The sequence below is a fragment of the Enterobacter sp. EC_50 genome (assembly GCF_019584525.1).
In the GTDB taxonomy this organism is placed as follows: domain Bacteria; phylum Pseudomonadota; class Gammaproteobacteria; order Enterobacterales; family Enterobacteriaceae; genus Enterobacter; species Enterobacter roggenkampii.
Window position 1 is genome coordinate 66,785 of sequence record NZ_VDAF01000004.1, and the last position, 23,144, is coordinate 89,928.

Sequence of the window (23,144 nt, forward strand, 5' to 3'; positions counted from 1 at the left end):
TGTGTTTACCGGCGGGCAAAACGGCTCAGGGGCGATAAAGAGCCAGGAGTTCGTCCACCTTTTTACGTGTGCCGCCGTTGCTGCTAATGCTACGCCGCACCTTAACCTGAAAATGCTTCGCGGCTTTGTACCATTCGCGCGTATCAGGCGTGTCGTGATTCGAAATTAACACCGGAATTCTTTTGCTGACCAGCTTTTCCGCCATCTCCGCCAGACGCGCCTGCTCGGCAGGGCTGAAGCTGTTGGTGTGGTAGGCGGTGAAGTTCGCCGTCGCAGACAGCGGCGCGTATGGGGGGTCACAGTAAACCACCGAATTGACGCCTGCCAGTTCCATACACTCTTCATAGGAGAGGCAATGAAACTCCGCGTTCTGCGCTTTTTCAGCAAAGTGATAAAGCTCGTCCTGTGGGAAATACGGGCGCTTGTAGCGACCAAACGGCACGTTAAATTCCCCGCGCAGGTTATACCGGCACAGGCCGTTGTAACCATGACGATTAAGATAGAGGAACAGCAGGGCTCTGCGGAACGGATCCTGGCTCTGGTTAAACTCCGCGCGGAACTGGTAGTAAACGTCCGGATTATTGTTCTCGGGCGTAAACAGCTTGCGCGCCTCTGCGACATACTCATCGGTACGGAGCTTAACGATGTTATAGAGGCTGATAAGGTCGCTGTTGATATCCGCCAGGATATAACGAGAAAAATCGGTGTTGAGGAACACCGATCCCGCACCCACGAAAGGTTCGATAAGACACTCGCCTTCAGGCAGGTGCTTTTTAATATCATCGAGCAGGGGGTATTTCCCCCCTGCCCATTTCAGAAAAGCGCGATTTTTTTTCATGCTGACTAACTGATTACACCTTCTCCGGCTGTGGAGAAAGCTCCGACAGCATCCTGCGCTTTAAACATTACTTCAGATCGGCCTGAACCTGATGAATCGGCTTCGCCCATGGGTTCTTCGCCTGAACGTCAGCTGGCAGCGCCGCTACGGCACGTTTTGCTTCATCTTTTGACGAATAAACACCGCTCACCAGCACATACCACGGCTGACCGTTACGGGTCGTCTGATAAACAACATAGTTTTTCAGATTTGATTTCTTCGCCCAGCTGTTGAGGTTGTCGTAGTTAGACGAACTGCTCAGCTGCAGCGTGTAGTTGCTGGAAGGCGCAGACTTCAGCGAACCGACGTTACCTGCCGTTTTACCTGCCGCGCTGCTGGATGCGGTTGCCGTCGCGGCTGGTGCCGCTGTGGCAGCCGGTGCCGTGGTGGTCGCCGTGGCTTTCGGCGCAGTCTGCGTGACGGGCGCTTTAGCAGGCTCGCTCACCGCAGCCGTTTCCGTGCGTTTCGGCTGGGCCGGTACGGCTTTCACTTCAGGCGCTTTTACCACTGCCTGAGGTTTGGTTTCACGCTTAGGCTCAATCACTGCCTGCTTACGCTCAGGACGTGTCGTAGTCTGCGTCTGGTGCGGTTTGGTTTCCGTCGCGGCCGTTTGCGGCTGAGCGTTACCGCCGCGAATCGGGGCAACGGTTGCAGGTTCAGTTGGCAGCGTAGAGTTAACCACGACGTTATCAACCTGCTGCTGGTTCTGCGGCTGCGTCAGCGCATTGTTCAGGTCTCCCTGAACTTCCACACGCTGCTGACTTTCTGGCGCAGCAGGTGCCTGACCCTGAGCTGGGGTTGAAGAAACGGGCGGCAGAGAAACATCCTGCGGCGCTGTGGTGTTACCGGCGGTCTGCTCTGCGGAAGTAGCACCCGGCGCTGGCTGTGCGCCATTCGCCTGATTGGACGCATCGTTACCGGAAAGGTTGATGCTCTTCTCAGCGGAAGCCGTTTGCTCGGTTGAGTTCGTTGACGGTGCTTTAAGCGCGGAGCCAATGCCGACAATCAGCAGCACAAGCACCAGAACGCCAAGGCCCATCATAATGTACTGGCGGGACGCCGGTTTTGGCGCAGCGGCTTTTTTACGTTTACGCGGGCGACGCTCTACAGGCTGTTCGTCCATTGAATCTTCTTCGGACTCATAATCCTCTTCTGCTCGCTCTTCGTGCGCGTTGCGGCTGCGCGAAGGGCGACGATCGTCTGCATCCAGATCAACATCGTCAAAGTTGATCTGCGGCTCGTTATCACGTTCTGAAGATTGACGAGAACGACCAGTACGACGATCGCTGGGATCGGGTTTCAGCTCGTCTTCTGGTTTGAATTCATCCATTTAACACCCCACTCAAAGGCTTATGCCAACGACTTTGCATTTCACCTGAAGCTAAACGACCACCTGCGACAGTGGCCTGACCTTTCTAGTTGTTACGCCTGCTGACAGTCAGCGATAGCGCCAAGAACGACATCGTGCGGCACTCCGCCGCGCACTTCACTCTTCCCTATTGCAAGCGGGAGTACAAGACGCATCTCACCTGCCAATACTTTTTTATCGCGCATCATGTGGGGTAAATACGCTTGCGCCGACATCTCCTGCGGCCCGTTCACCGGCAAACCTGCACGCTCAAGCAGCGCAATGATACGTGCCGTCTCTTCCGGTTTGAACTGCCCAAGGCGTTCAGAGGTGCGGGCAGCCATCACCATGCCGACCGCGACGGCTTCACCGTGCAGCCAGTTGCCGTAACCCATTTCGGCTTCAATCGCGTGACCAAACGTATGCCCAAGATTCAGTAAAGCACGTAAGCCCGTTTCACGCTCGTCTGCGGCAACAACTTCTGCTTTCAGCTCACAGCAACGACGAATGCAGTATGCCAGTTTTGCCTCATCGAGGCCCAGCAGCGCATCCATATTCTCTTCAAGCCAGTTAAAGAACTCGCCGTCCAGAATAATGCCGTATTTGATCACTTCCGCCAGACCCGAAGCCAGTTCGCGCTTCGGCAGGGTTTTCAGACAGTCGAGATCCACCACCACCGATGCGGGCTGATAGAACGCGCCAATCATGTTTTTGCCGAGCGGATGGTTCACTGCCGTTTTGCCACCCACAGAGGAGTCGACCTGGGACAGCAGCGTGGTAGGGATTTGAATAAAGCGGACACCACGCTGATAGCTTGCGGCCGCAAAGCCGGTCAGATCGCCCACAACACCGCCGCCCAGGGCAAGCAGTGTTGTATCGCGACCATGCGGTTTTTGCAGCAATGCGGTAAAGACGGTATCCAGTACCGTCAGGCTTTTATACTGCTCGCCATCGGGGAGAATCACACTGTCGACTTTTACGCCCGCCTGCTCAAGCAGGTGGCGTACGCGGTCGAGATAAAGCGGAGCCAGCGTCTCGTTGGTGACCAGCATCGCCTGATCACCCGCTTTCAGTGGTAAAAAGGAAGCTGGGTCGTTAAACAAACCAGCCGCGATGGTGATAGGGTAACTACGTTCCCCGAGAGTAACTGTAATCCTCTCCATGACGCGACATCCACCTTTAATGCTATTACCCGCAGGCGAGTGTATATAAAGCCAGAATCAGTTGCTTTCCAGCATATGAATAATCTGGTTTGCAACCACTTTAGCGCTCTGGTCGTCGGTACGAATGGTCACATCGGCAATCTCTTCATACAGCGGATTGCGTTCATCGGCCAACGCTTCCAGAACTTCGCGTGGTGGCGTTTCAACCTGCAGCAGCGGGCGCTTTTTATCGCGCTGCGTACGTGCCAGCTGTTTCTCAATGGTCGTCTCAAGATAGACCACTACGCCACGGGCGGAGAGACGGTTGCGGGTTTCGCGAGATTTCACAGAGCCGCCGCCTGTTGCCAGAACGATGCCCTGTTTTTCCGTGAGTTCGTTGATCACTTTTTCTTCTCGGTCACGGAAACCTTCTTCGCCTTCTACGTCGAAAACCCAGCCCACATCAGCTCCGGTTCGTTTCTCAATCTCTTGATCAGAATCGTAAAATTCCATATTGAGTTGTTGAGCTAACTGACGCCCAATAGTGCTTTTGCCGGCACCCATAGGCCCAACCAGAAAGATATTGCGTTTCTCTGCCATTTTATCGGTACTACTAAGACTATTCGTTAATGGTAATCCCCGCTTCGCAGACACCCGGCGTAGCAGGACATGAACTGAAACCTCATATGCAATAGAGCGAGAGTCAGACTAAAAATTATCTCAATACTCCGGCTTGTTTGGCAACTGATTAAATCACCGCGCCGGGCGCATAAGGTAATAAGACGTAAGTCCAACTCAAATCGGTACTCCTTGTATGCTAATTCATGCCCCACGTCAAACATCTGCAACAAACTGAATGCAAAATCATTGCGGGGATCGTTACCCGTCAGCGAATACCGACCAGACGTGGTGTAATAAACACCACTAATTCACGCCGTTCGTTGTCTTTCCCGTCATGGCGGAAAAGCGACCCAATCCAGGGGATGCTCCCAAGCCCCGGTACGCTGTCAGTGCCGGTTTTGTTCTTCTGGGAAAATATTCCGCCCAACGCCAGCGTTTCTCCACTTTTTACCTCCACCTGGGTTTCTATCTCCTGCTTATCGATAGCCAGCGTTTCGCCATCGGCCTGCTGCAGAACCTGTCCCGGCATATTTTCGCTGATGTGTAATTTCAGGCGCACGCGTCCCCCCGGCAATACTACCGGTGTGACCTCCATTCCGAGTACCGCCTCTTTAAACTCAACGGAGGTGGCGCCGCTTTCCCCGCTTGAGACCTGATACGGGATCTCACTGCCCTGCTTAATGCTGGTAGGTTGCATATGCGAGGCCAACAGCCGCGGGCTGGCGATAATATCGACCTGCTGTTTTTGCTCCAGCGCTAAAAGTTCCAGATCAAGCAATCTGCCGTTAATCCGACCGATATTAAAACCCACGTGGCTGGTGGCGCTGGCGACGGAAAGATCGCTGCCCAGCGTCGTCAGTTGTCCAACCTTGCCCACGTCGGTAGCGTCGGCGAGATTCCACTTCACCCCCAACTCGCGCAGGCTTTTTTCGTTGATGGTCACAATATGCGCCGCCAGTTCGACCTGCTCGACGGGAATATCCATCTCGGCGGCCCAGCGCTGCAGCGTATCCACCGCAGCCTGGTTATCCCGAATCAGCAGGCGGTTAGTACGCGTGTCGACGGATAAGCTCCCCTTTGGGCTCAGGAGTTTTTCCGCGGCTTTTTGCAGCTCCCCGGCATCCGCATAAGAAAAGGGAATGCCCTGAGTGACCAGCGGGGCATCAAGCTGTCGACGCGCCTGTTCCTGTTCTGAACGCTCCCGCTGTTCACGTTGCCAGGCCGCGGTATGCACATAAAAAATACCGCCCTCCTCGCGCAAGACGAGCCCGGCGCTGGAGACGACCGTCCGTAACGCCTGCCTCCAGGGGACGCGCGTCAGGTTAAGCGAAAGCGTACCGCTGACATCAGGCGATACCACCAGATTACGGTTCTCCTGTGCGACCAGGGCCTGTAACACCTGGACCACAGGCACGTCATCCACCACCAGCGTGACCGGTTTTGGCGCGGCGGCCCACAGCGGTTGGCTGAACGCCAGCAGCCACAGCATTATCCGTAAATTCATTTTTGTCCGTTCCTTCTCGTTGCCACGTCCATTTTCCCGGGTCACAGGTGTCACCCACATCAACCGCCAGCTCCGCTGCATTGACGGCGGTTATCCTCCAGCCAGCCGGGAAGCGCTCATGCATTTTCAGCCGGTGCCAGCGCATTTCCCCATCCTGTAAAATGCCGATAGTCTCCTGCCCTTCCACCATGCCGCGAAAGCGCCACTGCGCCAGCTCGCCAATGGCGCAAGGATCGTCCGGGGGACGAAACGGATCGCGCATACCGGTCAATAGCAGCACTGAGCAAACCAGCAAACATCGCGCGCTATTTCGCATGTTCCAGCTCCAGCTGCAGGCGTAACGCCCTACCTTGTGGCGCAATCGCGAAAGCGGCGATCTCCACATCCTGCTGTGCCAGCCGGGAAAAAAGCGCTGGAATGGCCTGCCACTCCGCATCCAGCGCCAGCTCCCCTCCATTTTGCAGCGGCTTCCAGTGAACGAGCGTCGTCTCATCGCCCTGAAAATTGAGCGGGGAGAACGGCGTCAGCGCCCGTGCTTTTACAGCGTCCGGACGAAACGGCACCTTTCTGACGGCAGGCCATAACGCCGCGTTCGTCCTCACATCTTCAATCAGCTGGCGTTGTTGTTCAGCACACTGCCTGTCTACCGGTCTGAGCAACGCGCCCCACGCGAACAGCCCTGCCAGGAGACTCCCCAGGCACCAGCAGAGTAGCCGATGCCAGGGACGGCTTTCGCACCAGCGTTCTAACAAGGTATTCACGCGTTACCCCTCGCTTTTGAGATGAAGCGTAAACATCCAGTGCCCCCGGCTATCCTGCCGAAGCTCGCCCGGCGTCCCGGGCGTAAAGCCCGCTATTTGGCCAAGCGCATCGCGCAGAGTAGAGAGGGCCGGCAGGGTGATAGCGTAACCGGTCAATATCAGCGCAGGCGGCTGATAGCGCAGCTCTGTCAGCCAGACCTGTGAAGGAATGGCGCGGGAAAGGGAGGCCAGCACCGGTTGCCATGCGCGTCGTTGCCTGGTTTGCACGGGGAGCTGCGCCTGTGCGGCCAGTTTTTGCCGGGCGACAAGCGCGTGCTGCACGGACTGCATTCCCGTCAGATCCGTTTGCAGCGCGCGCAGTTTCACGAACTGGTTCATCCGCAGACAAACAATGACTACGAACATCAACAGTACTGTGCCGATACACATTGCGCCCCAGAAGCGCAGGCATCGCGCGCGCCGCTGCTGTCGCCAGGGCAGAAAATTCAGGATGCTCATCCGGGCACCTCGCTCATGGCCAACGCCAGCGCGACGGTATAATCAGCCCCGCATTCCGGCAGCGGAGCATGGCAGCGTTCCAGGATTTCCCACGGATCACGTTGGCAATCAAACAGCGCGATGTCATCCGGACCAAGCGCCAGCAGCGCCGCCAGCTCGGCCACGTTTTCTGCTTCGGTAGTTAAGCGGCGTCCCCACTGGTGGCGCATCGCCCAGAGCCACTGCCGATCGTCCCGCCAGGCAACGCACTGCGCCGGCGCCACTGCGGGAAGAAGATTCGTCAGCGCGCTGGCATCCGGGGTAATGGTCACCAGCCGCAAACGCAGCGTTTTCGCCAGCGCCAGAAGGGTATCGACCTCGTTGTTTTGTGCGGCCGTCACGTGAAAGGTATTGCTGAAGGTATCCTGGGCGTAGTCGAAACAGAGGGTATCGGCAGACATCTCCAGTTCGCGGGCGAGCGCGCTACCCAGCCATGAGAGCTGCTCGCTGTCGCGCAGCGCAACGGTCGGGCGGGGAAGCGACCGCTGCAGAGTGCGTGCTGCCGGGAAAGAGAGGAACACCCGATGGGCGTGCGGCAGCGTTTTTCGCCAGTCGCGCAACGCATCAACCAGCTGTTCTGGCTGGCAAATTTTGCCGTCACGAATGATGCCTTCGCCCAGCGGGATTGCCCACCAGCGCCACAGACGCCAGCCGGACTTATCCCGGTCCAGCGCCACGATCAGCACCCTATCCTGTTGAATATGAACGCCCGTTTGCCATGTTTTGAAGGCCATGCTTCACGATCTCCTTATCGCCCGTCGCCCTGACGGCTATATCAATGAATCAGGCTTGCCTTTATACTACCGCGCGATTGTTTAGAAACTGCCCAAGTGAAACCAAATGGGAAATCTCCGGTGAAGTTCGTAAAGTATTTATTCATCCTTGCAGTCTGTTGCATTCTGCTGGGAGCAGGCTCGATTTACGGTTTGTACAAATATATTGAGCCACAGCTACCTGATGTCGCCACGCTTCGCGATGTGCGTCTCCAGATCCCGATGCAGGTCTATAGCGCCGATGGCGAGCTCATGGCGCAGTATGGCGAGAAGCGTCGTATCCCGCTGACCTTAAACCAAATTCCACCCGTGATGGTGAAAGCCTTTATCGCCACGGAGGACAGCCGTTTTTACGAGCACCACGGTGTCGATCCGGTGGGGATTTTCCGTGCCGCGAGCATTGCGTTGTTCTCTGGTCACGCCTCTCAGGGGGCGAGTACCATTACGCAGCAGCTGGCGCGTAACTTCTTCCTCAGCCCTGAAAAGACGCTGACCCGTAAGATCAAAGAGGTGTTCCTGGCGATCCGTATTGAGCAGCTGCTGAGCAAAGACGAGATCCTTGAGCTGTACCTCAATAAAATCTACCTGGGCTACCGTGCCTATGGCGTGGGGGCGGCCGCGCAGGTGTACTTCGGTAAGCCTGTTGAGCAACTCACCTTAAGCGAAATGGCCACCATCGCCGGTCTGCCAAAAGCGCCGTCCACGTTTAACCCGCTCTACTCGCTCGATCGCGCCACTGCCCGTCGTAACGTCGTCCTGTCACGTATGCTGAGCGAAGGCTATATCAGCCAGAGCGAGTATGACCAGGCGCGCAACGACGTCATTGACGCTAACTACCACGCCCCGGAGATCGCCTTCTCAGCGCCTTACCTGACCGAAATGGTTCGCCAGGAGATGGTGAATCGCTATGGCGACAAGGCCTATGAAGATGGCTATCGCGTGTACACCACCGTCACCCGTAAAGTGCAGCAGGCGGCGCAGGACGCGGTACGCAACAACGTGATGGACTACGATATGCGTCACGGCTATCGCGGCCCCTCAAACGTGCTCTGGAAGGTGGGCGAAAGCGCGTGGGACAGCAAAAAAATCACCAGTACGCTGAGAGCGCTGCCTACCTACGGTCCGCTCCTTCCTGCGGTGGTGACGCAGGCCGATCCTCAGGAAGCCGTTGCAACGCTCGCGGACGGTACGTCCGTCTCCCTGCGCATGGACGGTATCCGTTGGGCGCGTCCGTACCGCTCGGATACCCTGCAGGGCGCCACGCCGCGTAAAGTGACCGATGCGGTACAGACCGGGCAGCAAATCTGGGTGCGCAAGGTTGGCGAATCCTGGTGGCTGGCGCAGGTGCCGGACGTCAACTCGGCCCTGGTTTCTATCAATCCGCAGAACGGTGCTGTACTGGCCCTGGTCGGCGGGTTCGATTTCAACCAGAGCAAATTTAACCGTGCCACCCAGGCGCTGCGTCAGGTCGGTTCCAATATCAAACCGTTCCTCTACACGGCCGCGATGGATAAGGGCCTGACCCTCGCCAGCATCCTCAACGACGTGCCAATCTCCCGCTGGGATGCGGGGGCGGGTTCCGACTGGCAGCCGAAAAACTCCCCTGCGGAATATGCCGGCCCGATTCGTCTTCGTCAGGGTCTGGGACAGTCGAAAAACGTGGTGATGGTGCGTGCCATGCGCGCCATGGGCGTCGACTATGCCGCAGAGTATCTGCAGCGCTTCGGTTTCCCGGCGCAGAACATCGTTCGCACCGAGTCGCTGGCGTTAGGCTCAGCCTCCTTTACGCCGCTTCAGGTCGCGCGTGGATACTCGGTGATGGCCAACGGCGGCTTCCTGATTGACCCGTACTTCATCAGCAAGATCGAGAACGATCAGGGCGGCGTGCTGTTCGAGGCGAAGCCGAAAATTGCCTGCCCTGACTGCGATATTCCGGTCATTTATGGCAATACGCCGAAATCTGAAGTACTTGAAAACAAGGACATGGAAGACCCTGCCGTGTCGCAGGAGCAGCAGAGCGGCGTGGTGCCGCAGCCGCAGCTCGAGCAGGCGAACCAGGCGCTGGTGGCGCAGACCGGCGCGCAGGAATACGCCCCGCATGTGATCAACACGCCGCTGTCTTTCCTGATCAAAAGCGCGCTGAACACCAACATCTTCGGTGAGCCAGGCTGGCAGGGTACCGGCTGGCGCGCAGGACGCGATCTGCAGCGCCATGATATCGGCGGTAAAACGGGGACAACCAACAGCTCGAAAGACGCGTGGTTCTCCGGTTACGGTCCGGGCGTGGTGACCTCGGTCTGGATCGGCTTCGACGATCACCGCCGCGATTTAGGGCGTACCACGGCCTCCGGCGCGATTAAAGATCAGATTTCCGGCTATGAAGGCGGCGCGAAGAGCGCGCAGCCAGCCTGGGACGCCTACATGAAGGCCGTTCTTGAAGGCGTGCCGGAGCAGCCACTGACGCCACCGCCTGGCGTGGTGACGGTCAATATCGACCGCAGCACGGGCCAGCTCGCCAACGGCGGTAATAGTCGCGAGGAGTATTTCATCGAGGGCACACAGCCAACCACACAGGCGGTGCATGAGGTGGGTACAGAGATTATCGATAACGGCGAAACGCACGAGCTGTTCTAAATGTAAAAATGCCCGGTAAAAACCGGGCAACACAGCGTAGGCCGGGTCAGGCGAAGCCGCCACCCGGCATTTTTTATGGGCTACAGTCGCCCCTGCCCTTTCAACCACTCCCGTACCAGGAACAGCGCGCTCACGTTGCGAGCCTCATTAAAGTCAGGATCTTCCAGCAGATCCATCAGGTGCGCCAGCGGCCAGCGAACCTGCGGCAGCGGCTCCGGCTCATCCCCTTCCAGCGATTCAGGATAGAGATCTTCAGCCACCACGATATTCATTTTGCTGGAAAAATAGGACGGCGCCATGCTCAGTTTTTTCAGGAATGAAAGCTCATTCGCCCCGAACCCCACCTCTTCTTTCAGCTCGCGGTTTGCCGCTTCAAAGACGGTTTCGCCCGGGTCGATCAGCCCTTTCGAGAATCCAAGCTCGTAAGATTCCGTTCCCACAGCGTATTCGCGGATCAAAATCAGATGATCGTCGACAATCGGCACAATCATCACCGCTTCGCGCGACGAGGGGCGCATACGTTCATAAACGCGACGCACACCGTTGCTGAACTCCAGATCCACACTTTCGACATTAAACAGGCGCGATTTGGCGACTGTTTCAACATTCAGAATGGTGGGTTTTTGTAGTGGTTTGCTCATCGTGATGGGTCTTAGCAGTGAGAACTGGCGTTATTGTGCGATACGCCGCACGGTTTCGGCAATGTCAATCGTTCTTTATTTACATTTATGCAACGTAGCAGGGATCAATCCTCAATTCAAAACAAATGTCAAGAGGTTGAAATGTTTCCAGGAATTTGCTGATATCGCGCCATAACAGGCTTTGCTATCATCACCGGTCACTGGGATGCGCTTCAGAATGCTCAAGTTCGACTCCATACTTGCCGATAGCCAGCCACAGACTCTCATTCAATGTAAAGGTGCTACTGACTACACCTGTAAGAAGATAAGTAAGATGGGGAAAGCATGAGCACCATTTTGATTGTTCTCGCTGCTATGCTGGCCGGCGCATTGGTTGCAGGGTGGTTGTACAGGCGCCGCATACAGCGCCGTTATCGCCTGCCTTTTTTAACTGCATTTGCGGGCGCGACCACGCGTAAACTCACGCAAGACGAGCGCGATGCGGTTGAAAACTATCTCGAAATCCTGAACCGTACTCAGCTCACGCCTGGGCCAACGGGTGCCACCGCTGCGCCCGTGGCGTTAAAGCTTAATGCCCAGAGTGATACCGTGCTCTGCGTGACGCGATCCATCACGCGCTATGGCATCACGACTGATGACCCCAACAAGTGGCGCTATTACCTTGATTCCGTCGAAGTGCATCTCCCTCCGTCCTGGGAGCAATACATTAATGACGAAAACAGCGTTGAGCTGATTCACACCGATTCATTGCCTCTGGTTATCTCGCTTAACGGCCACACGCTGAATGAATATCTTCAGGAAGCCCCGCGTTTTGCGCTGGAGCGCGCCAGTTCGACGCAGGCTTCTATTCGTGGCGAAGAGACAGAGCAGATTGAACTGCTGAACATTCGTCAGGAGACGCATGAAGAGTACGCCCTGAGCCGCCCGGACGGCATTCGTGAAGCCCTGCTGATCGTCGCCGCCTTCCTGCTCTTTTTTTTCTGCCTGCTGACGCCGGATGTGTTTGTCCCCTGGCTGGCGGGCGGTGCGGTGCTGCTGCTGGCGGGCGGGCTTTGGGGGCTCTTTGCTCCGCCGGCCAAAACCTCGTTGCGCGAGATCCACTGCCTGCGCGGGACGCCAAAGCGCTGGGGTCTGTTCGGTGAAAACGATCAGGAACACCTCAACAATATCTCGCTCGGGATTATTGACCTGATCTACCCGCGCCACTGGCAACCGTGGATCGCGCAGGATTTAGGCCAGAAAACCGATATTGATATCTACCTTGACCGCCACGTTGTGCGTCAGGGACGCTTCTTATCCCTGCATGATGAAGTGAAAAATTTCCCGCTTCAGCACTGGCTTCGCAGCACGGTCATTGCCGGGGGCGCGGCGCTGGTCTTAGTCATGCTGCTGCTTTTCGTGCCGCTGGATATGCCCATCAAATTCACCCTGTCGTGGATCAAAGGGGCGCAAACCATTGAAGCGACCAGCGTCAACAAGCTGGATGAAGCCGGTGTACGCGTGGGAGACACGCTGCGCCTGAAGGGAACCGGGATGTGTAATATTCACACGCCGGGGGCATGGAACACGCGTCAGAACTCGCCGTTCATGCCGTTCGATTGCTCGCAAATTATCTGGAACGACGCACCGCCGCTGCCGCTGCCGGAATCCGAAGTGGTGAATAAAGCCACGGCTCTTACCCAGACGGTTAACCGCCAGCTGCACCCGAAACCGGACGATGATTCACGCGTTAGTCCCGCACTGCGTTCGGCCATTCAAAAATCAGGCATGGTTCTGCTGGATGATTTTGGTGACATCGTTCTGAAAACGCAGGATCTCTGTTCTTCGCAGGATGAGTGCATACGTCTTAAAAATGCCCTGGTCAACCTCGGGAACAGTAAAGACTGGGACTCGCTGGTAAAGCGCGCCGAAGCGGGACGACTGGATGGCGTCAACGTGCTGCTGCGTCCGGTGAGTGCTGAATCGCTGGATAACCTGGTCGCCACCTCCACATCACCGTTTATGATGCGCGAAACCACCCGGGCGGCTCAGGCGCTGAACAGCCCGGCACCGGGCGGCTTTGTGATTGCAAGCGATGAAGGCAGCGACCTGGTCGATCAGCCTTACCCGCAGGTTGCACTTTATGACTACCCGGCGCAGGAGCAGTGGAGCCAGTTCCAGCGCCTGGCGCAGATGCTGATGCAAACGCCGTTCAGCGCAGAAGGGATTGTCACGAGTGTTTATACCGACGCCAACGGCACGCGCCATATCGGCCTGCACCGGATGCCGGATAGCGCAGGTTTATGGCGCTATATCGGCACCTCTCTGCTGATGACCGCGATGCTGATCGCCATTTTCTGGAACGGCTTTATGGCCCTGCGACGCTACCAGCGCTCGCGCACCCGGCTTGCAGAGATCCAGCAATATTATGAAAATTGCCTCAATCCTAAGCTGATCCCCTCCTCTGAGAGCCTGATCTGATAACGTCGTTGCGCGACAAGATGTGCTACCCTGTCGCGCACGATTCTTCTGGCTGGAGTTCCCCCCCTATGCATCTTGATATCGACTGGCAGCAGGTCGACACCGTTCTGCTGGATATGGACGGCACGCTGCTCGATCTCGCCTTTGACAACTATTTCTGGCAAACGCTGGTGCCGGAAACCTATGGCGAGCAGCAGGGAATCTCCCCGGCAGAAGCGCAGGCATTCATTCGTTCGCAATATAGCGCCGTGCAACATACGCTAAACTGGTACTGTCTGGACTACTGGAGCGAGCGCCTCGGTCTGGATATTTGTGCCATGACCACCGCCCAGGGTCCACGCGCCGTGCTGCGCGAGGATACGGTTCCGTTCCTGGATGCGCTGAAAGCAAGCGGCAAACGCCGTATTTTGCTGACCAATGCGCATCCCCATAACCTGGCCGTGAAGCTGGAGCATACGGGTCTGGCATCACACCTTGATTTATTACTTTCCACCCACACATTTGGTTATCCGAAAGAGGATCAGCGGTTGTGGCATGCGGTGAAGGAAGAGACGGGCTTGCAGCCGGAACGTACGCTGTTCATTGACGACAGCGAGCCCATTCTGGATTCCGCGGCAAGGTTTGGCATTCGCTATTGTCTGGGCGTCACCAATCCTGACTCTGGCCTGGCTGAAAAAAGCTATCTGCGCCACCCGGGACTGAACGACTACCGCCAGATGATCCCCTCACTGACCGTGAAGGAGAGGCCATGAAAGAAAAACCCTCTGACGGGGTAAGACTGGATAAATGGCTGTGGGCGGCGCGTTTTTATAAAACGCGCGCCCTTGCCCGCGAGATGATTGACGGCGGAAAGGTGCATTACAACGGCCAGCGCAGCAAACCAAGCAAGCTGGTTGAGCTGAATGCCACCTTAACGCTGCGTCAGGGCAACGACGAACGTACGGTAGTGATTAAAGCCATTACCGAACAACGACGGCCCGCCCCGGAAGCCGTCCTGCTTTATGAAGAGACGGCGGAAAGCATTGAAAAGCGCGAGAAGACCGCGCTGGCGCGCAAAATGAATGCGCTGACCATGCCCCACCCGGACCGGCGACCGGATAAAAAAGAGCGCCGCGATCTGATGAAATTTAAACACGGTGAGAGCGAGTAACCCTCACCCGCACGAGAGATGAAAATGGCCCAACACGACCAATTACACCGCTATCTGTTTGAACAATTCGCCGTGCGCGGCGAGCTGGTCACCGTATCCGAAACCTGGAAACAGATTCTGGAAAACCACAACTACCCGCTGCCGGTGAAGACCCTGTTGGGCGAACTGCTGGTTGCCACCAGCCTGCTGACCGCAACGCTGAAGTTTGCCGGCGATATCACCGTGCAGCTGCAGGGTGACGGCCCAATGTCGCTGGCGGTGATCAACGGCAATAACCAGCAGCAGATGCGCGGCGTGGCGCGCGTTCAGGGCGACGTGCCTGAAAATGCTGACCTCAAAACGCTGGTAGGTAATGGCTACCTGGTGATCACCATCTCCCCGGAGGAAGGTGAACGCTATCAGGGCGTGGTCGGTCTGGAAGGCGATACCCTGGCAGCCTGCCTGGAAGATTACTTCATGCGTTCTGAACAGCTGCCGACGCGTCTCTTCATCCGCACCGGTGAAGTGGACGGCCAGCCAGCTGCTGGCGGGATGCTGCTGCAGGTTCTGCCTGCGCAGGACGCGCAGACCAATGATTTCGAGCACCTGGCAACACTGACCGAAACCATCAAGGCGGAAGAGCTGTTCAACCTGTCGGCGACCGACGTGCTGTGGCGTCTGTACCACGAAGAAGAAGTGACCGTCTACGACCCGCAGTCCGTGGAGTTTAAGTGCACCTGCTCCCGCGAGCGCTGCGCTGGCGCACTGAAAACCCTGCCGGATGAAGAGATCGACAGCATCATGGCGGAAGACGGCGAAATTGATATGCACTGTGACTACTGCGGTACGCACTATGTGTTCAATTCGATGGATATCGCTGAGATCCGCAACAACGCCTCCCCGGCGGATCCGCAGGTTCACTAAACCGCTTTCCCCTCACCCTCTTCCGTTTGGGAAGAGGGCTGGGTTGAGGGGTAAAAAACACCCCCCAAGCTGAATCGTTTTCCCAATGTAACTCTTACGTAATTTTCTTACGTGTATGCGATTACATTCACATTCTTTCCGATAAAATCACCAGCCTTTAACCTTTTCGGAACATTTTCCCCAACAAAAAAGCGATTCCTGCGATAATCCGCCTGCGCTGTGACTGGAGTCGCAGCGTTTTCCGTTAGTAAGGGTTTTGTCCAGATGCGTGAATCTATGAGCCCCGTCGCGGTAAACAACCTCAGAAAAACCCTACAATTTCAGGCAGTACATATTGGCTAAGGAGCAGTGATATGCGTGTTACTGGTTTAACCCCGCAAGATCTCAAGGCTTATGGTATTCACGACGTCCAGGAAGTCGTCTACAACCCCGACTACGATACGCTGTATCAGGAAGAGCTCAATCCAGCACTGGAAGGATACGAGCGCGGTGTGTTGACGAATCTTGGTGCTATCGCCGTCGATACCGGTATTTTTACCGGTCGTTCGCCGAAAGATAAGTATATCGTCCGAGACGAAACCACCCGCGATACGCTGTGGTGGGCTGACAAGGGCAAAGGGAAGAACGACAACAAACCGCTCTCTCCGGAAACCTGGCAGCACCTGAAAGGGCTCGTCACCCATCAACTTTCCGGCAAGCGTTTGTTTATTGTCGACGCTTTCTGCGGCGCTAACGCCGACACCCGTCTCTCCGTACGTTTTATCACCGAAGTGGCCTGGCAGGCGCATTTCGTGAAAAACATGTTTATTCGTCCAACCGACGAAGAGCTGCAGGACTTCACCCCTGATTTCATCGTGATGAACGGCGCGAAATGCACCAACCCACAGTGGAAAGAGCAGGGTCTGAACTCCGAAAACTTTGTTGCCTTCAACCTGACCGAGCGTATCCAGCTGATCGGCGGTACCTGGTACGGCGGCGAAATGAAGAAAGGGATGTTCTCGGTCATGAACTACCTGCTGCCGCTGCGGGGCATCGCCTCCATGCACTGCTCGGCTAACGTCGGTGAAAAAGGCGACGTGGCGGTCTTCTTCGGCCTGTCCGGCACCGGGAAAACCACCCTGTCCACCGATCCAAAACGTCGCCTGATTGGCGATGACGAACACGGCTGGGATGACGACGGCGTATTCAACTTTGAAGGCGGCTGCTACGCGAAGACCATTCGCCTGTCTGAAGAGGCCGAGCCGGATATCTTCCACGCGATCCGTCGCGATGCGCTGCTGGAAAACGTCACCGTGCGTGCCGACGGCTCCATCGACTTCGACGATGCGTCGAAAACGGAAAACACCCGCGTCTCTTACCCCATCTACCACATCGACAACATCGTGAAGCCGGTGTCAAAAGCGGGTCATGCCACGAAGGTCATTTTCCTGACGGCGGATGCGTTCGGCGTGTTGCCGCCGGTGTCTCGCCTGACGGCCAGCCAGACGCAGTACCACTTCCTCTCCGGTTTCACCGCCAAGCTGGCGGGTACCGAGCGCGGCGTGACGGAGCCAACCCCAACCTTCTCCGCCTGTTTCGGCGCAGCCTTCCTGTCGCTGCACCCGACGCAGTACGCTGAAGTGCTGGTGAAACGCATGCAGGCATCCGGCGCGCAGGCATACCTGGTGAACACCGGCTGGAACGGCACCGGCAAACGTATCTCCATCAAAGATACCCGCGCCATTATCGACGCTATTCTGGATGGTTCTCTGGACGACGCCGAAACCTTCACGCTGCCGATGTTTGACCTGGCGATCCCAACGTCGCTGCCGGGTGTGGATACGCATATCCTCGACCCGCGCAATACGTACGGTTCGCCTGAACAGTGGCGCGAGAAAGCGGAATCGCTGGCGAAGCTGTTTATCGAGAACTTCGAGAAGTATACCGATACCCCGGCGGGTGCTGCGCTGGTGAGCGCGGGTCCAAAACTGTAGTCCATGTCGGGTGGCGGCTTCGCCTTACCCGACCTACAAAAAAGGGTGGCTCGTGCCACCCTTATTTCAACTCTCTTTCACCTGCCCCCGCGTGACCGGAACCGGCAACCAGGCGCGAATGCTCAACCCGCCCCGCTCGCTGGTACCAATCTCCAGCAACCCGTTATGGTTATCCACAATACGCTGCACAATCGCCAGGCCTAAGCCCGTACCGCTGGTGCTGCGTGCGCTGTCGCCACGCACAAACGGCTGGAACAGATGCTTACGCTGCTCGGGCTTGATGCCCGGACCGTCGTCTTCCACCTGGAACCAGGCGCGGTTGAGTTCAGACCCGCTGCTGACTTTGATCCAGCCGTTACCGTAGCGCGCCGCGTTGACCACCATGTTCGCCACCGCGCGCTTAATGGAGAGCGGGTGCATACGAACCTGAATTTCACCGGCCTGAAGGTCAGTATCAATTTCACGCTCGTAGCCGCTTTCTGCCGCCACCACTTCACCCAGCACCGCGTTCAGGTCCGCCATTTCCATCGGCATCTCCTGGCCGGTGCGCAGGTAGTCGATGAACTGCTCGATGATGGCGTTGCACTCTTCGATGTCCTTGTTGATGGACTCGGCAAGGTAACCATCCTCTTCTCCCATCATCTCCGTCGCCAGACGAATACGCGTCAGGGGGGTGCGCAGGTCATGGCTCACGCCCGCCATCAGCAGCGTACGGTCATCCGCAAGCTGCTTCACGCCTGCCGCCATATGGTTAAACGCACGCGTCACCGAGCGGACTTCCGAGGCACCATACTCGCGCAGCGGAGGAGGAATAATGCCTTTACCGACCTGCAGCGCAGCGTGCTCCAGGTCGACCAGCGGTCGGTTCTGTATTCGAATAAACAGCCAGGCTCCGCCTATCGCCAGCAACATAATTGCCAGGGTATAGCGGAACAGCGGCGAGAAATCGCCCTGATGGATTTCGGTCAGCGGGACACGCACCCAGATGTTGGGTGACAGCCAGGTTTTCAGCCAGACAACGGGCGAGCTTTTGTTGACCTCGACGCGCACTTCCGTCGGGCCACCCAGCTGCTGCGCCATCTGCTGGCTGAGAAATTCGTAGTGCTGCGCCCAGCGCAGACCGGCGTCTTCCGCCGCTTCATTCGAATAGAGCGAGATGCCCAGTTCACGGTAGATTTCACGACGAAACGCCGGGGGAACAACCAGCTGCGTGCCGTCCTCCAGCTGCAGCTTATCGGTCATCAGCATACGCACTTCGTAGGCCAGGACCTTATTAAACTGCTGGAGGCTCGGCAGGATCGCAAAGTTCAGCACCACCAGGTAGGTCGTCACCAGGCTGACGAACAGCAGGGTGACGATCAGTAACAGGGTGCGGGCAAACGAGCTTCGCGGCGAGAAGCGCATTCGCCTCATGCTTTAGAGCCGTCCGGGACGAACACGTAGCCCAGACCCCATACGGTCTGAATATAACGAGGATGCGCCGGATCTTCTTCCACCATGCGGCGCAGACGGGAGATCTGCACGTCGATAGAGCGTTCCATTGCGGAGTATTCGCGACCACGCGCCAGGTTCATCAGCTTGTCGCGGGAGAGCGGCTCACGCGGGTGGCTAACCAGCGCTTTCAGCACCGCGAACTCGCCGCTGGTGAGCGGCATTGGCTCGTCTTCACGGAACATTTCGCGCGTGCCGAGGTTCAGCTTGAACTTGCCGAAGGCAATAACGGCTTCTTCCTGCGACGGTGCGCCCGGCAGCTCGTTCGCCTGACGGCGCAGCACGGCGCGAATGCGCGCCAGCAGTTCACGCGGGTTAAACGGTTTTGGAATGTAGTCGTCGGCGCCGATTTCGAGGCCCACGATACGGTCAACTTCTTCGCCCTTCGCCGTTACCATAATGATCGGCATCGGGTTGCTCTGGCTGCGCAGACGGCGGCAGATAGAGAGCCCGTCTTCGCCTGGCAGCATCAGGTCGAGAACCATCAGATGGAAAGATTCACGGGTCAACAGACGATCCATTTGCTCAGCGTTCGCGACGCTGCGAACCTGGAAGCCCTGCTCGGTCAGATAACGCTCCAGCAGCGCACGCAGGCGCATGTCGTCATCCACGACCAGAATTTTATAGTTTTCTTGCATTGTGTGTACTCCCAAAGGTTCGGATAGTCTTTGTAACAGCGTATTCTAAAAAAGTGCACGTATTCGACCAGTTAATTCTGGTATAAATTCTAGTCGAAATTGTTACAAAGCATATTTAACAGCAGCTTATCTTTTCATTTCACCACATAAATTATTATTAATCCTGTCTGTTACACTGTGTGCTACGTATTGTGCGCAAAACAGAGAACCGGCAGCAAAGGCAGCACCATGAAAACGCCCCTGATCACCCGCGAAGGGTACGAGAAGCTCAAAAAAGAGATGGATTTCCTCTGGCGCGAAGAGCGTCCTGAGGTGACCAAAAAGGTGACCTGGGCCGCGAGCCTGGGCGATCGCAGCGAAAACGCTGACTACCAGTATAACAAGAAGCGGCTGCGCGAAATTGACCGCCGTGTACGCTATCTGACGAAGTGCCTTGAGAACCTGAAAATCGTCGATTACTCCCCGCAGCAGGAGGGCAAGGTCTTCTTCGGCGCGTGGGTGGAGATTGAAAACGACGACGGTGACACCCTGCGTTTTCGCATCGTCGGCTACGATGAAATTTTTGGTCGTAAGGATTACATCTCCATCGACTCCCCGATGGCCCGCGCGCTGCTGAAAAAGGAAGTGGGCGATCTGGCCGTCGTGCAAACCCCAGCCGGTGAAGCCAGCTGGTACGTTAATGAGATCGTCTACGTAAAATAGTCCGAGAGCGCCCTCCCCGGCTGGCATTTTGCCGTGTCAGCCCGTATAACTATCCCCTGATTTTTTCGACTCAACAGATGATAAAGCCATGATGAAAGATTCGCTCTGCCGCATTATTGCGGGTGAACTTCAGGCCAGAGCCGAACAGGTAGAAGCTGCCGTTCGCCTGCTTGATGAAGGGAACACCGTGCCGTTTATTGCACGCTATCGTAAGGAAGTCACCGGCGGTCTGGATGACACGCAGCTGCGTAACCTGGAGACCCGTCTGGGCTATCTGCGCGAGCTGGAAGAACGTCGTCAGGCGATCCTCAAATCCATCGGCGAACAGGGCAAGCTGACCAGCGAGCTGGAAAGCGCCATTAACGGCACCCTGAGCAAAACCGAACTCGAAGACCTCTATCTGCCGTACAAGCCGAAGCGCCGCACGCGCGGACAGATTGCAATTGAAGCGGGTCTTGAGCCGCTGGCCGACCTGTTGTGGAACGAGCCGTCCCACGATCCGGATACCGAAGCGGCGAAATTCATCGACGCCGACAAAGGCGTAGCGGACACCAAGGCAGCCCTCGACGGCGCACGCTACATTCTGATGGAGCGCTTCGCTGAAGATGCCGCCCTCCTCGCTAAAGTGCGTGATTACCTGTGGAAGAACGCCCACATCGTCTCTACCGTCGTCGCGGGTAAAGAGGAAGAAGGCGCGAAATTCCGCGACTACTTCGATCACCACGAACCGATTTCCACCACCCCTTCCCACCGCGCGCTGGCAATGTTCCGCGGCCGCAACGAAGGCGTGCTGCAGCTCTCCCTGAACGCCGACCCGCAGTTTGACGAGCCGCCGAAAGAGAGCCACTGCGAGCTGATCATCATCGACCATCTTGGCCTGCGCCTGAACAACGCCCCGGCTGACAGCTGGCGCAAAGGCGTGGTGAGCTGGACCTGGCGCATCAAGGTGCTGATGCACCTCGAAACCGAGCTGATGGGCACCGTGCGCGAACGCGCCGAAGATGAAGCGATTAACGTGTTCGCCCGCAACCTGCACGACCTGCTGATGGCCGCCCCTGCTGGCCTGCGCGCGACCATGGGTCTCGATCCGGGTCTGCGTACCGGTGTAAAAGTCGCTGTCGTTGACGGCACCGGCAAGCTGGTCGCCACCGACACCATCTATCCGCACACCGGCCAGGCAGCGAAAGCGGCCGTCGTGGTGGCGGCGCTGTGCGAAAAATACAACGTCGAACTTGTCGCCATTGGCAACGGTACGGCGTCCCGCGAAACCGAACGTTTCTACCTCGACGTGCAGAAGCAGTTCCCGAAAGTGACGGCGCAGAAAGTGATCGTCAGCGAGGCCGGGGCATCCGTCTACTCCGCGTCCGAGCTGGCGGCCCAGGAGTTTCCGGATCTGGACGTTTCCCTGCGCGGTGCAGTCTCGATCGCTCGCCGCCTGCAGGATCCGCTGGCGGAACTGGTGAAGATCGACCCGAAATCAATCGGCGTGGGCCAGTATCAGCATGACGTGAGCCAGACTCAGCTGGCGCGCAAGCTGGATGCGGTGGTGGAAGACTGCGTAAACGCCGTTGGCGTTGACCTGAACACCGCCTCCGTCCCTCTGCTGACCCGCGTAGCGGGCTTAACCCGCATGATGGCGCAAAACATCGTCGCCTGGCGCGATGAGAACGGCCAGTTCCAGAACCGTCAGCAGCTGCTGAAGGTAAGCCGTCTGGGGCCAAAAGCGTTTGAGCAGTGCGCGGGCTTCCTGCGCATCAACCACGGCGATAACCCGCTCGATGCCTCCACCGTTCACCCGGAAGCGTACCCGGTGGTGGAACGCATCCTGGCCGCCACCCAGCAGGCGCTGAAGGATCTCATGGGCGACAGCAGCGCCCTGCGCAACCTGAAAGCCGTTGATTTCACTGACGACAAATTTGGTGTGCCAACCGTTACCGATATTATTAAAGAGCTGGAAAAACCGGGCCGCGATCCGCGTCCTGAGTTCAAAACGGCGACCTTTGCTGACGGTATCGAGACTATGAACGACCTGCTGCCAGGGATGGTGCTGGAAGGTGCGGTGACCAACGTCACCAACTTTGGCGCGTTTGTGGATATCGGCGTGCATCAGGATGGCCTGGTCCATATCTCATCCCTTGCCGACAAGTTCGTTGAAGACCCGCACACCGTGGTCAAAGCGGGCGACATCGTGAAGGTCAAAGTGCTGGAAGTGGATCTGCAGCGCAAGCGTATCGCCCTGACCATGCGTCTGGACGAGCAGCCGGGTGACACCAACGCTCGCCGCGGCGGCAACGGCGGGGGCCGCGAGCAGCAGCGTCCGGCCGCGAAAGCCGCGAAGCCGCGTGGACGTGACGCCCAGCCTGCAGGCAACAGCGCGATGATGGATGCGCTGGCGGCCGCGATGGGTAAAAAACGCTAAGGTTGTACATGCCCGGTGGCGCTACGCTTACCGGGCCTACGGTTTTGTAGGCCGGGCAAATGCAGTGCCGCCCGGCAAGCAGGCCGCAGGGAATTAAAATAAATAGCGTATAGCCATATTTAAACCACGAATTATCACCCCGTTAACAAATACCTCTCTTTTCGTTTTCCCGGCATTTCAGCAAATATTGAGCAAGGTCAAACAGGCCGTAAATTAATACCGTAAACAACATTCCGTCACAGTTTTAATATTGCTGATAAAAACTATTCTCATTATCATCGCATAGTAGATAATTTAACCTTTCGTGGAATCAGGCGTTATGCAATTCACTCCAGACAGTGCATGGAAGATTACCGGTTTTACCCGCGAAATTAGCCCGGCCTATCGGCAAAAGCTGCTGTCGCTTGGCATGCTGCCCGGCTCGTCATTCCAGGTCGTACGCGTGGCGCCGTTAGGCGATCCGGTTCATATCGAAACCCGACGCGTGAATCTGGTCCTGCGTAAAAAAGACCTCGCGTTAATAGAAGTCGAAGCCTTATCCCGATAACAAGCCAGCGGTTTCAGTGAGTC

21 protein-coding genes are annotated in these 23,144 nt (G+C 57.0%); 9 read left to right on the forward strand and 12 right to left on the reverse strand.

Going from position 1 to position 23,144, the window contains the following annotated elements:
- Positions 1-25: 25 nt before the first annotated feature.
- The 9 genes from dam to FHC48_RS04990 all read right to left on the reverse strand — a co-directional run bounded on the left by dam (position 26) and on the right by FHC48_RS04990 (position 7,524).
- Complete coding sequence (gene dam / locus FHC48_RS04950; RefSeq protein WP_008503033.1) at positions 26-838, reverse strand: adenine-specific DNA-methyltransferase; 813 nt, start codon at positions 836-838, stop codon at positions 26-28.
- 67 nt (positions 839-905) lie between these two features.
- Entirely contained in the window at positions 906-2,207 is a 1,302-nt protein-coding gene (gene damX, locus FHC48_RS04955; RefSeq protein ID WP_059363974.1) for a cell division protein DamX, read from the reverse strand.
- A gap of 92 nt (positions 2,208-2,299) precedes the next feature.
- Complete coding sequence (gene aroB, locus FHC48_RS04960) at positions 2,300-3,388, reverse strand: 3-dehydroquinate synthase (protein ID WP_059363975.1); 1,089 nt, start codon at positions 3,386-3,388, stop codon at positions 2,300-2,302.
- Between the two features lie 57 nt (positions 3,389-3,445).
- Positions 3,446-3,967, reverse strand: a complete 522-nt coding sequence (gene aroK, locus FHC48_RS04965; RefSeq protein WP_003861630.1) for a shikimate kinase AroK — start codon at positions 3,965-3,967, stop codon at positions 3,446-3,448.
- A 286-nt stretch (positions 3,968-4,253) separates the two neighbouring features.
- Positions 4,254-5,492 (reverse strand): DNA uptake porin HofQ, encoded by a 1,239-nt coding sequence (hofQ, locus tag FHC48_RS04970; protein ID WP_059363977.1) that lies wholly within the window; start codon positions 5,490-5,492, stop codon positions 4,254-4,256.
- Entirely contained in the window at positions 5,404-5,808 is a 405-nt protein-coding gene (locus FHC48_RS04975; RefSeq protein ID WP_045417879.1) for a HofP DNA utilization family protein, read from the reverse strand. The genes hofQ and FHC48_RS04975 overlap by 89 nt, the downstream gene beginning before the upstream one ends.
- Positions 5,798-6,253, reverse strand: a complete 456-nt coding sequence (locus FHC48_RS04980) for a hypothetical protein (protein ID WP_059363979.1) — start codon at positions 6,251-6,253, stop codon at positions 5,798-5,800. The genes FHC48_RS04975 and FHC48_RS04980 overlap by 11 nt, the downstream gene beginning before the upstream one ends.
- Before the next feature lie 3 nt (positions 6,254-6,256).
- Complete coding sequence (locus tag FHC48_RS04985; RefSeq protein ID WP_059363980.1) at positions 6,257-6,751, reverse strand: PilN domain-containing protein; 495 nt, start codon at positions 6,749-6,751, stop codon at positions 6,257-6,259.
- A complete protein-coding gene (locus tag FHC48_RS04990) occupies positions 6,748-7,524 on the reverse strand; it encodes a pilus assembly protein PilM (protein ID WP_059363982.1) in 777 nt (258 codons plus the stop codon). The genes FHC48_RS04985 and FHC48_RS04990 overlap by 4 nt, the downstream gene beginning before the upstream one ends.
- A 120-nt stretch (positions 7,525-7,644) precedes the next feature.
- Between FHC48_RS04990 and mrcA the strand changes: the two genes are divergently transcribed.
- Complete coding sequence (gene mrcA, locus FHC48_RS04995; RefSeq protein WP_032675579.1) at positions 7,645-10,197, forward strand: peptidoglycan glycosyltransferase/peptidoglycan DD-transpeptidase MrcA; 2,553 nt, start codon at positions 7,645-7,647, stop codon at positions 10,195-10,197.
- 80 nt (positions 10,198-10,277) lie between these two features.
- Here the strand turns inward: mrcA and nudE are convergent, their stop codons facing one another.
- Positions 10,278-10,838 (reverse strand): ADP compounds hydrolase NudE, encoded by a 561-nt coding sequence (nudE, locus tag FHC48_RS05000; RefSeq protein WP_008503041.1) that lies wholly within the window; start codon positions 10,836-10,838, stop codon positions 10,278-10,280.
- Between the two features lie 324 nt (positions 10,839-11,162).
- On the opposite strand from nudE, the gene FHC48_RS05005 reads away from it, so the two are divergent.
- From FHC48_RS05005 to pckA, 5 genes are all read left to right on the forward strand, one after another.
- A complete protein-coding gene (locus FHC48_RS05005) occupies positions 11,163-13,298 on the forward strand; it encodes an intracellular growth attenuator family protein (RefSeq protein ID WP_008503042.1) in 2,136 nt (711 codons plus the stop codon).
- A gap of 68 nt (positions 13,299-13,366) precedes the next feature.
- Positions 13,367-14,050 (forward strand): GMP/IMP nucleotidase, encoded by a 684-nt coding sequence (gene yrfG / locus FHC48_RS05010; protein ID WP_008503043.1) that lies wholly within the window; start codon positions 13,367-13,369, stop codon positions 14,048-14,050.
- The gene (gene hslR, locus FHC48_RS05015) at positions 14,047-14,448 is read left to right on the forward strand and encodes a ribosome-associated heat shock protein Hsp15 (protein ID WP_008503044.1); all 402 of its coding nucleotides are present in this window, start codon (positions 14,047-14,049) and stop codon (positions 14,446-14,448) included. The genes yrfG and hslR overlap by 4 nt, the downstream gene beginning before the upstream one ends.
- A gap of 18 nt (positions 14,449-14,466) precedes the next feature.
- Positions 14,467-15,351, forward strand: coding sequence for an Hsp33 family molecular chaperone HslO (hslO, locus tag FHC48_RS05020; RefSeq protein ID WP_161958630.1), 885 nt, complete (start codon positions 14,467-14,469; stop codon positions 15,349-15,351).
- Positions 15,352-15,704: 353 nt separating this feature from the next.
- Positions 15,705-17,324 (forward strand): phosphoenolpyruvate carboxykinase (ATP), encoded by a 1,620-nt coding sequence (gene pckA / locus FHC48_RS05025; RefSeq protein WP_021242192.1) that lies wholly within the window; start codon positions 15,705-15,707, stop codon positions 17,322-17,324.
- A gap of 66 nt (positions 17,325-17,390) precedes the next feature.
- Here pckA and envZ read toward each other — a convergent pair whose 3' ends face one another.
- Both envZ and ompR read right to left on the reverse strand, forming a co-directional pair.
- Complete coding sequence (gene envZ / locus FHC48_RS05030) at positions 17,391-18,737, reverse strand: two-component system sensor histidine kinase EnvZ (protein ID WP_008503047.1); 1,347 nt, start codon at positions 18,735-18,737, stop codon at positions 17,391-17,393.
- The gene (gene ompR, locus FHC48_RS05035; RefSeq protein WP_001157751.1) at positions 18,734-19,453 is read right to left on the reverse strand and encodes a two-component system response regulator OmpR; all 720 of its coding nucleotides are present in this window, start codon (positions 19,451-19,453) and stop codon (positions 18,734-18,736) included. Before ompR ends, envZ begins: the two co-directional genes overlap by 4 nt.
- 228 nt (positions 19,454-19,681) lie before the next feature.
- Here ompR and greB point away from each other — a divergent pair, with 228 nt between their 5' ends.
- The 3 genes from greB (at position 19,682) to feoA (ending at position 23,121) form a co-directional block, all read left to right on the forward strand.
- The gene (gene greB / locus FHC48_RS05040; protein ID WP_008503048.1) at positions 19,682-20,155 is read left to right on the forward strand and encodes a transcription elongation factor GreB; all 474 of its coding nucleotides are present in this window, start codon (positions 19,682-19,684) and stop codon (positions 20,153-20,155) included.
- Positions 20,156-20,243: 88 nt separating this feature from the next.
- Entirely contained in the window at positions 20,244-22,574 is a 2,331-nt protein-coding gene (locus tag FHC48_RS05045) for a Tex family protein (RefSeq protein ID WP_059363845.1), read from the forward strand.
- A 319-nt stretch (positions 22,575-22,893) separates the two neighbouring features.
- Complete coding sequence (gene feoA, locus FHC48_RS05050) at positions 22,894-23,121, forward strand: ferrous iron transporter A (RefSeq protein WP_008503050.1); 228 nt, start codon at positions 22,894-22,896, stop codon at positions 23,119-23,121.
- Positions 23,122-23,144: the final 23 nt, after the last annotated feature.

What these genes read in the sequence shown, in the direction of transcription:
- dam (WP_008503033.1), bottom strand. Translation starts at nt 838, where the DNA reads ATGAAAAAAAATCGCGCTTTTCTGAAATGGGCAGGGGGGAAATACCCC.
- damX (WP_059363974.1), bottom strand. Translation starts at nt 2,207, where the DNA reads ATGGATGAATTCAAACCAGAAGACGAGCTGAAACCCGATCCCAGCGAT.
- aroB (WP_059363975.1), bottom strand. Translation starts at nt 3,388, where the DNA reads ATGGAGAGGATTACAGTTACTCTCGGGGAACGTAGTTACCCTATCACC.
- aroK (WP_003861630.1), bottom strand. Translation starts at nt 3,967, where the DNA reads ATGGCAGAGAAACGCAATATCTTTCTGGTTGGGCCTATGGGTGCCGGC.
- hofQ (WP_059363977.1), bottom strand. Translation starts at nt 5,492, where the DNA reads ATGAATTTACGGATAATGCTGTGGCTGCTGGCGTTCAGCCAACCGCTG.
- FHC48_RS04975 (WP_045417879.1), bottom strand. Translation starts at nt 5,808, where the DNA reads ATGCGAAATAGCGCGCGATGTTTGCTGGTTTGCTCAGTGCTGCTATTG.
- FHC48_RS04985 (WP_059363980.1), bottom strand. Translation starts at nt 6,751, where the DNA reads ATGAGCATCCTGAATTTTCTGCCCTGGCGACAGCAGCGGCGCGCGCGA.
- FHC48_RS04990 (WP_059363982.1), bottom strand. Translation starts at nt 7,524, where the DNA reads ATGGCCTTCAAAACATGGCAAACGGGCGTTCATATTCAACAGGATAGG.
- nudE (WP_008503041.1), bottom strand. Translation starts at nt 10,838, where the DNA reads ATGAGCAAACCACTACAAAAACCCACCATTCTGAATGTTGAAACAGTC.
- FHC48_RS05005 (WP_008503042.1), top strand. Translation starts at nt 11,163, where the DNA reads ATGAGCACCATTTTGATTGTTCTCGCTGCTATGCTGGCCGGCGCATTG.
- yrfG (WP_008503043.1), top strand. Translation starts at nt 13,367, where the DNA reads ATGCATCTTGATATCGACTGGCAGCAGGTCGACACCGTTCTGCTGGAT.
- hslR (WP_008503044.1), top strand. Translation starts at nt 14,047, where the DNA reads ATGAAAGAAAAACCCTCTGACGGGGTAAGACTGGATAAATGGCTGTGG.
- hslO (WP_161958630.1), top strand. Translation starts at nt 14,467, where the DNA reads ATGAAAATGGCCCAACACGACCAATTACACCGCTATCTGTTTGAACAA.
- pckA (WP_021242192.1), top strand. Translation starts at nt 15,705, where the DNA reads ATGCGTGTTACTGGTTTAACCCCGCAAGATCTCAAGGCTTATGGTATT.
- envZ (WP_008503047.1), bottom strand. Translation starts at nt 18,737, where the DNA reads ATGAGGCGAATGCGCTTCTCGCCGCGAAGCTCGTTTGCCCGCACCCTG.
- ompR (WP_001157751.1), bottom strand. Translation starts at nt 19,453, where the DNA reads ATGCAAGAAAACTATAAAATTCTGGTCGTGGATGACGACATGCGCCTG.
- greB (WP_008503048.1), top strand. Translation starts at nt 19,682, where the DNA reads ATGAAAACGCCCCTGATCACCCGCGAAGGGTACGAGAAGCTCAAAAAA.
- FHC48_RS05045 (WP_059363845.1), top strand. Translation starts at nt 20,244, where the DNA reads ATGATGAAAGATTCGCTCTGCCGCATTATTGCGGGTGAACTTCAGGCC.
- feoA (WP_008503050.1), top strand. Translation starts at nt 22,894, where the DNA reads ATGCAATTCACTCCAGACAGTGCATGGAAGATTACCGGTTTTACCCGC.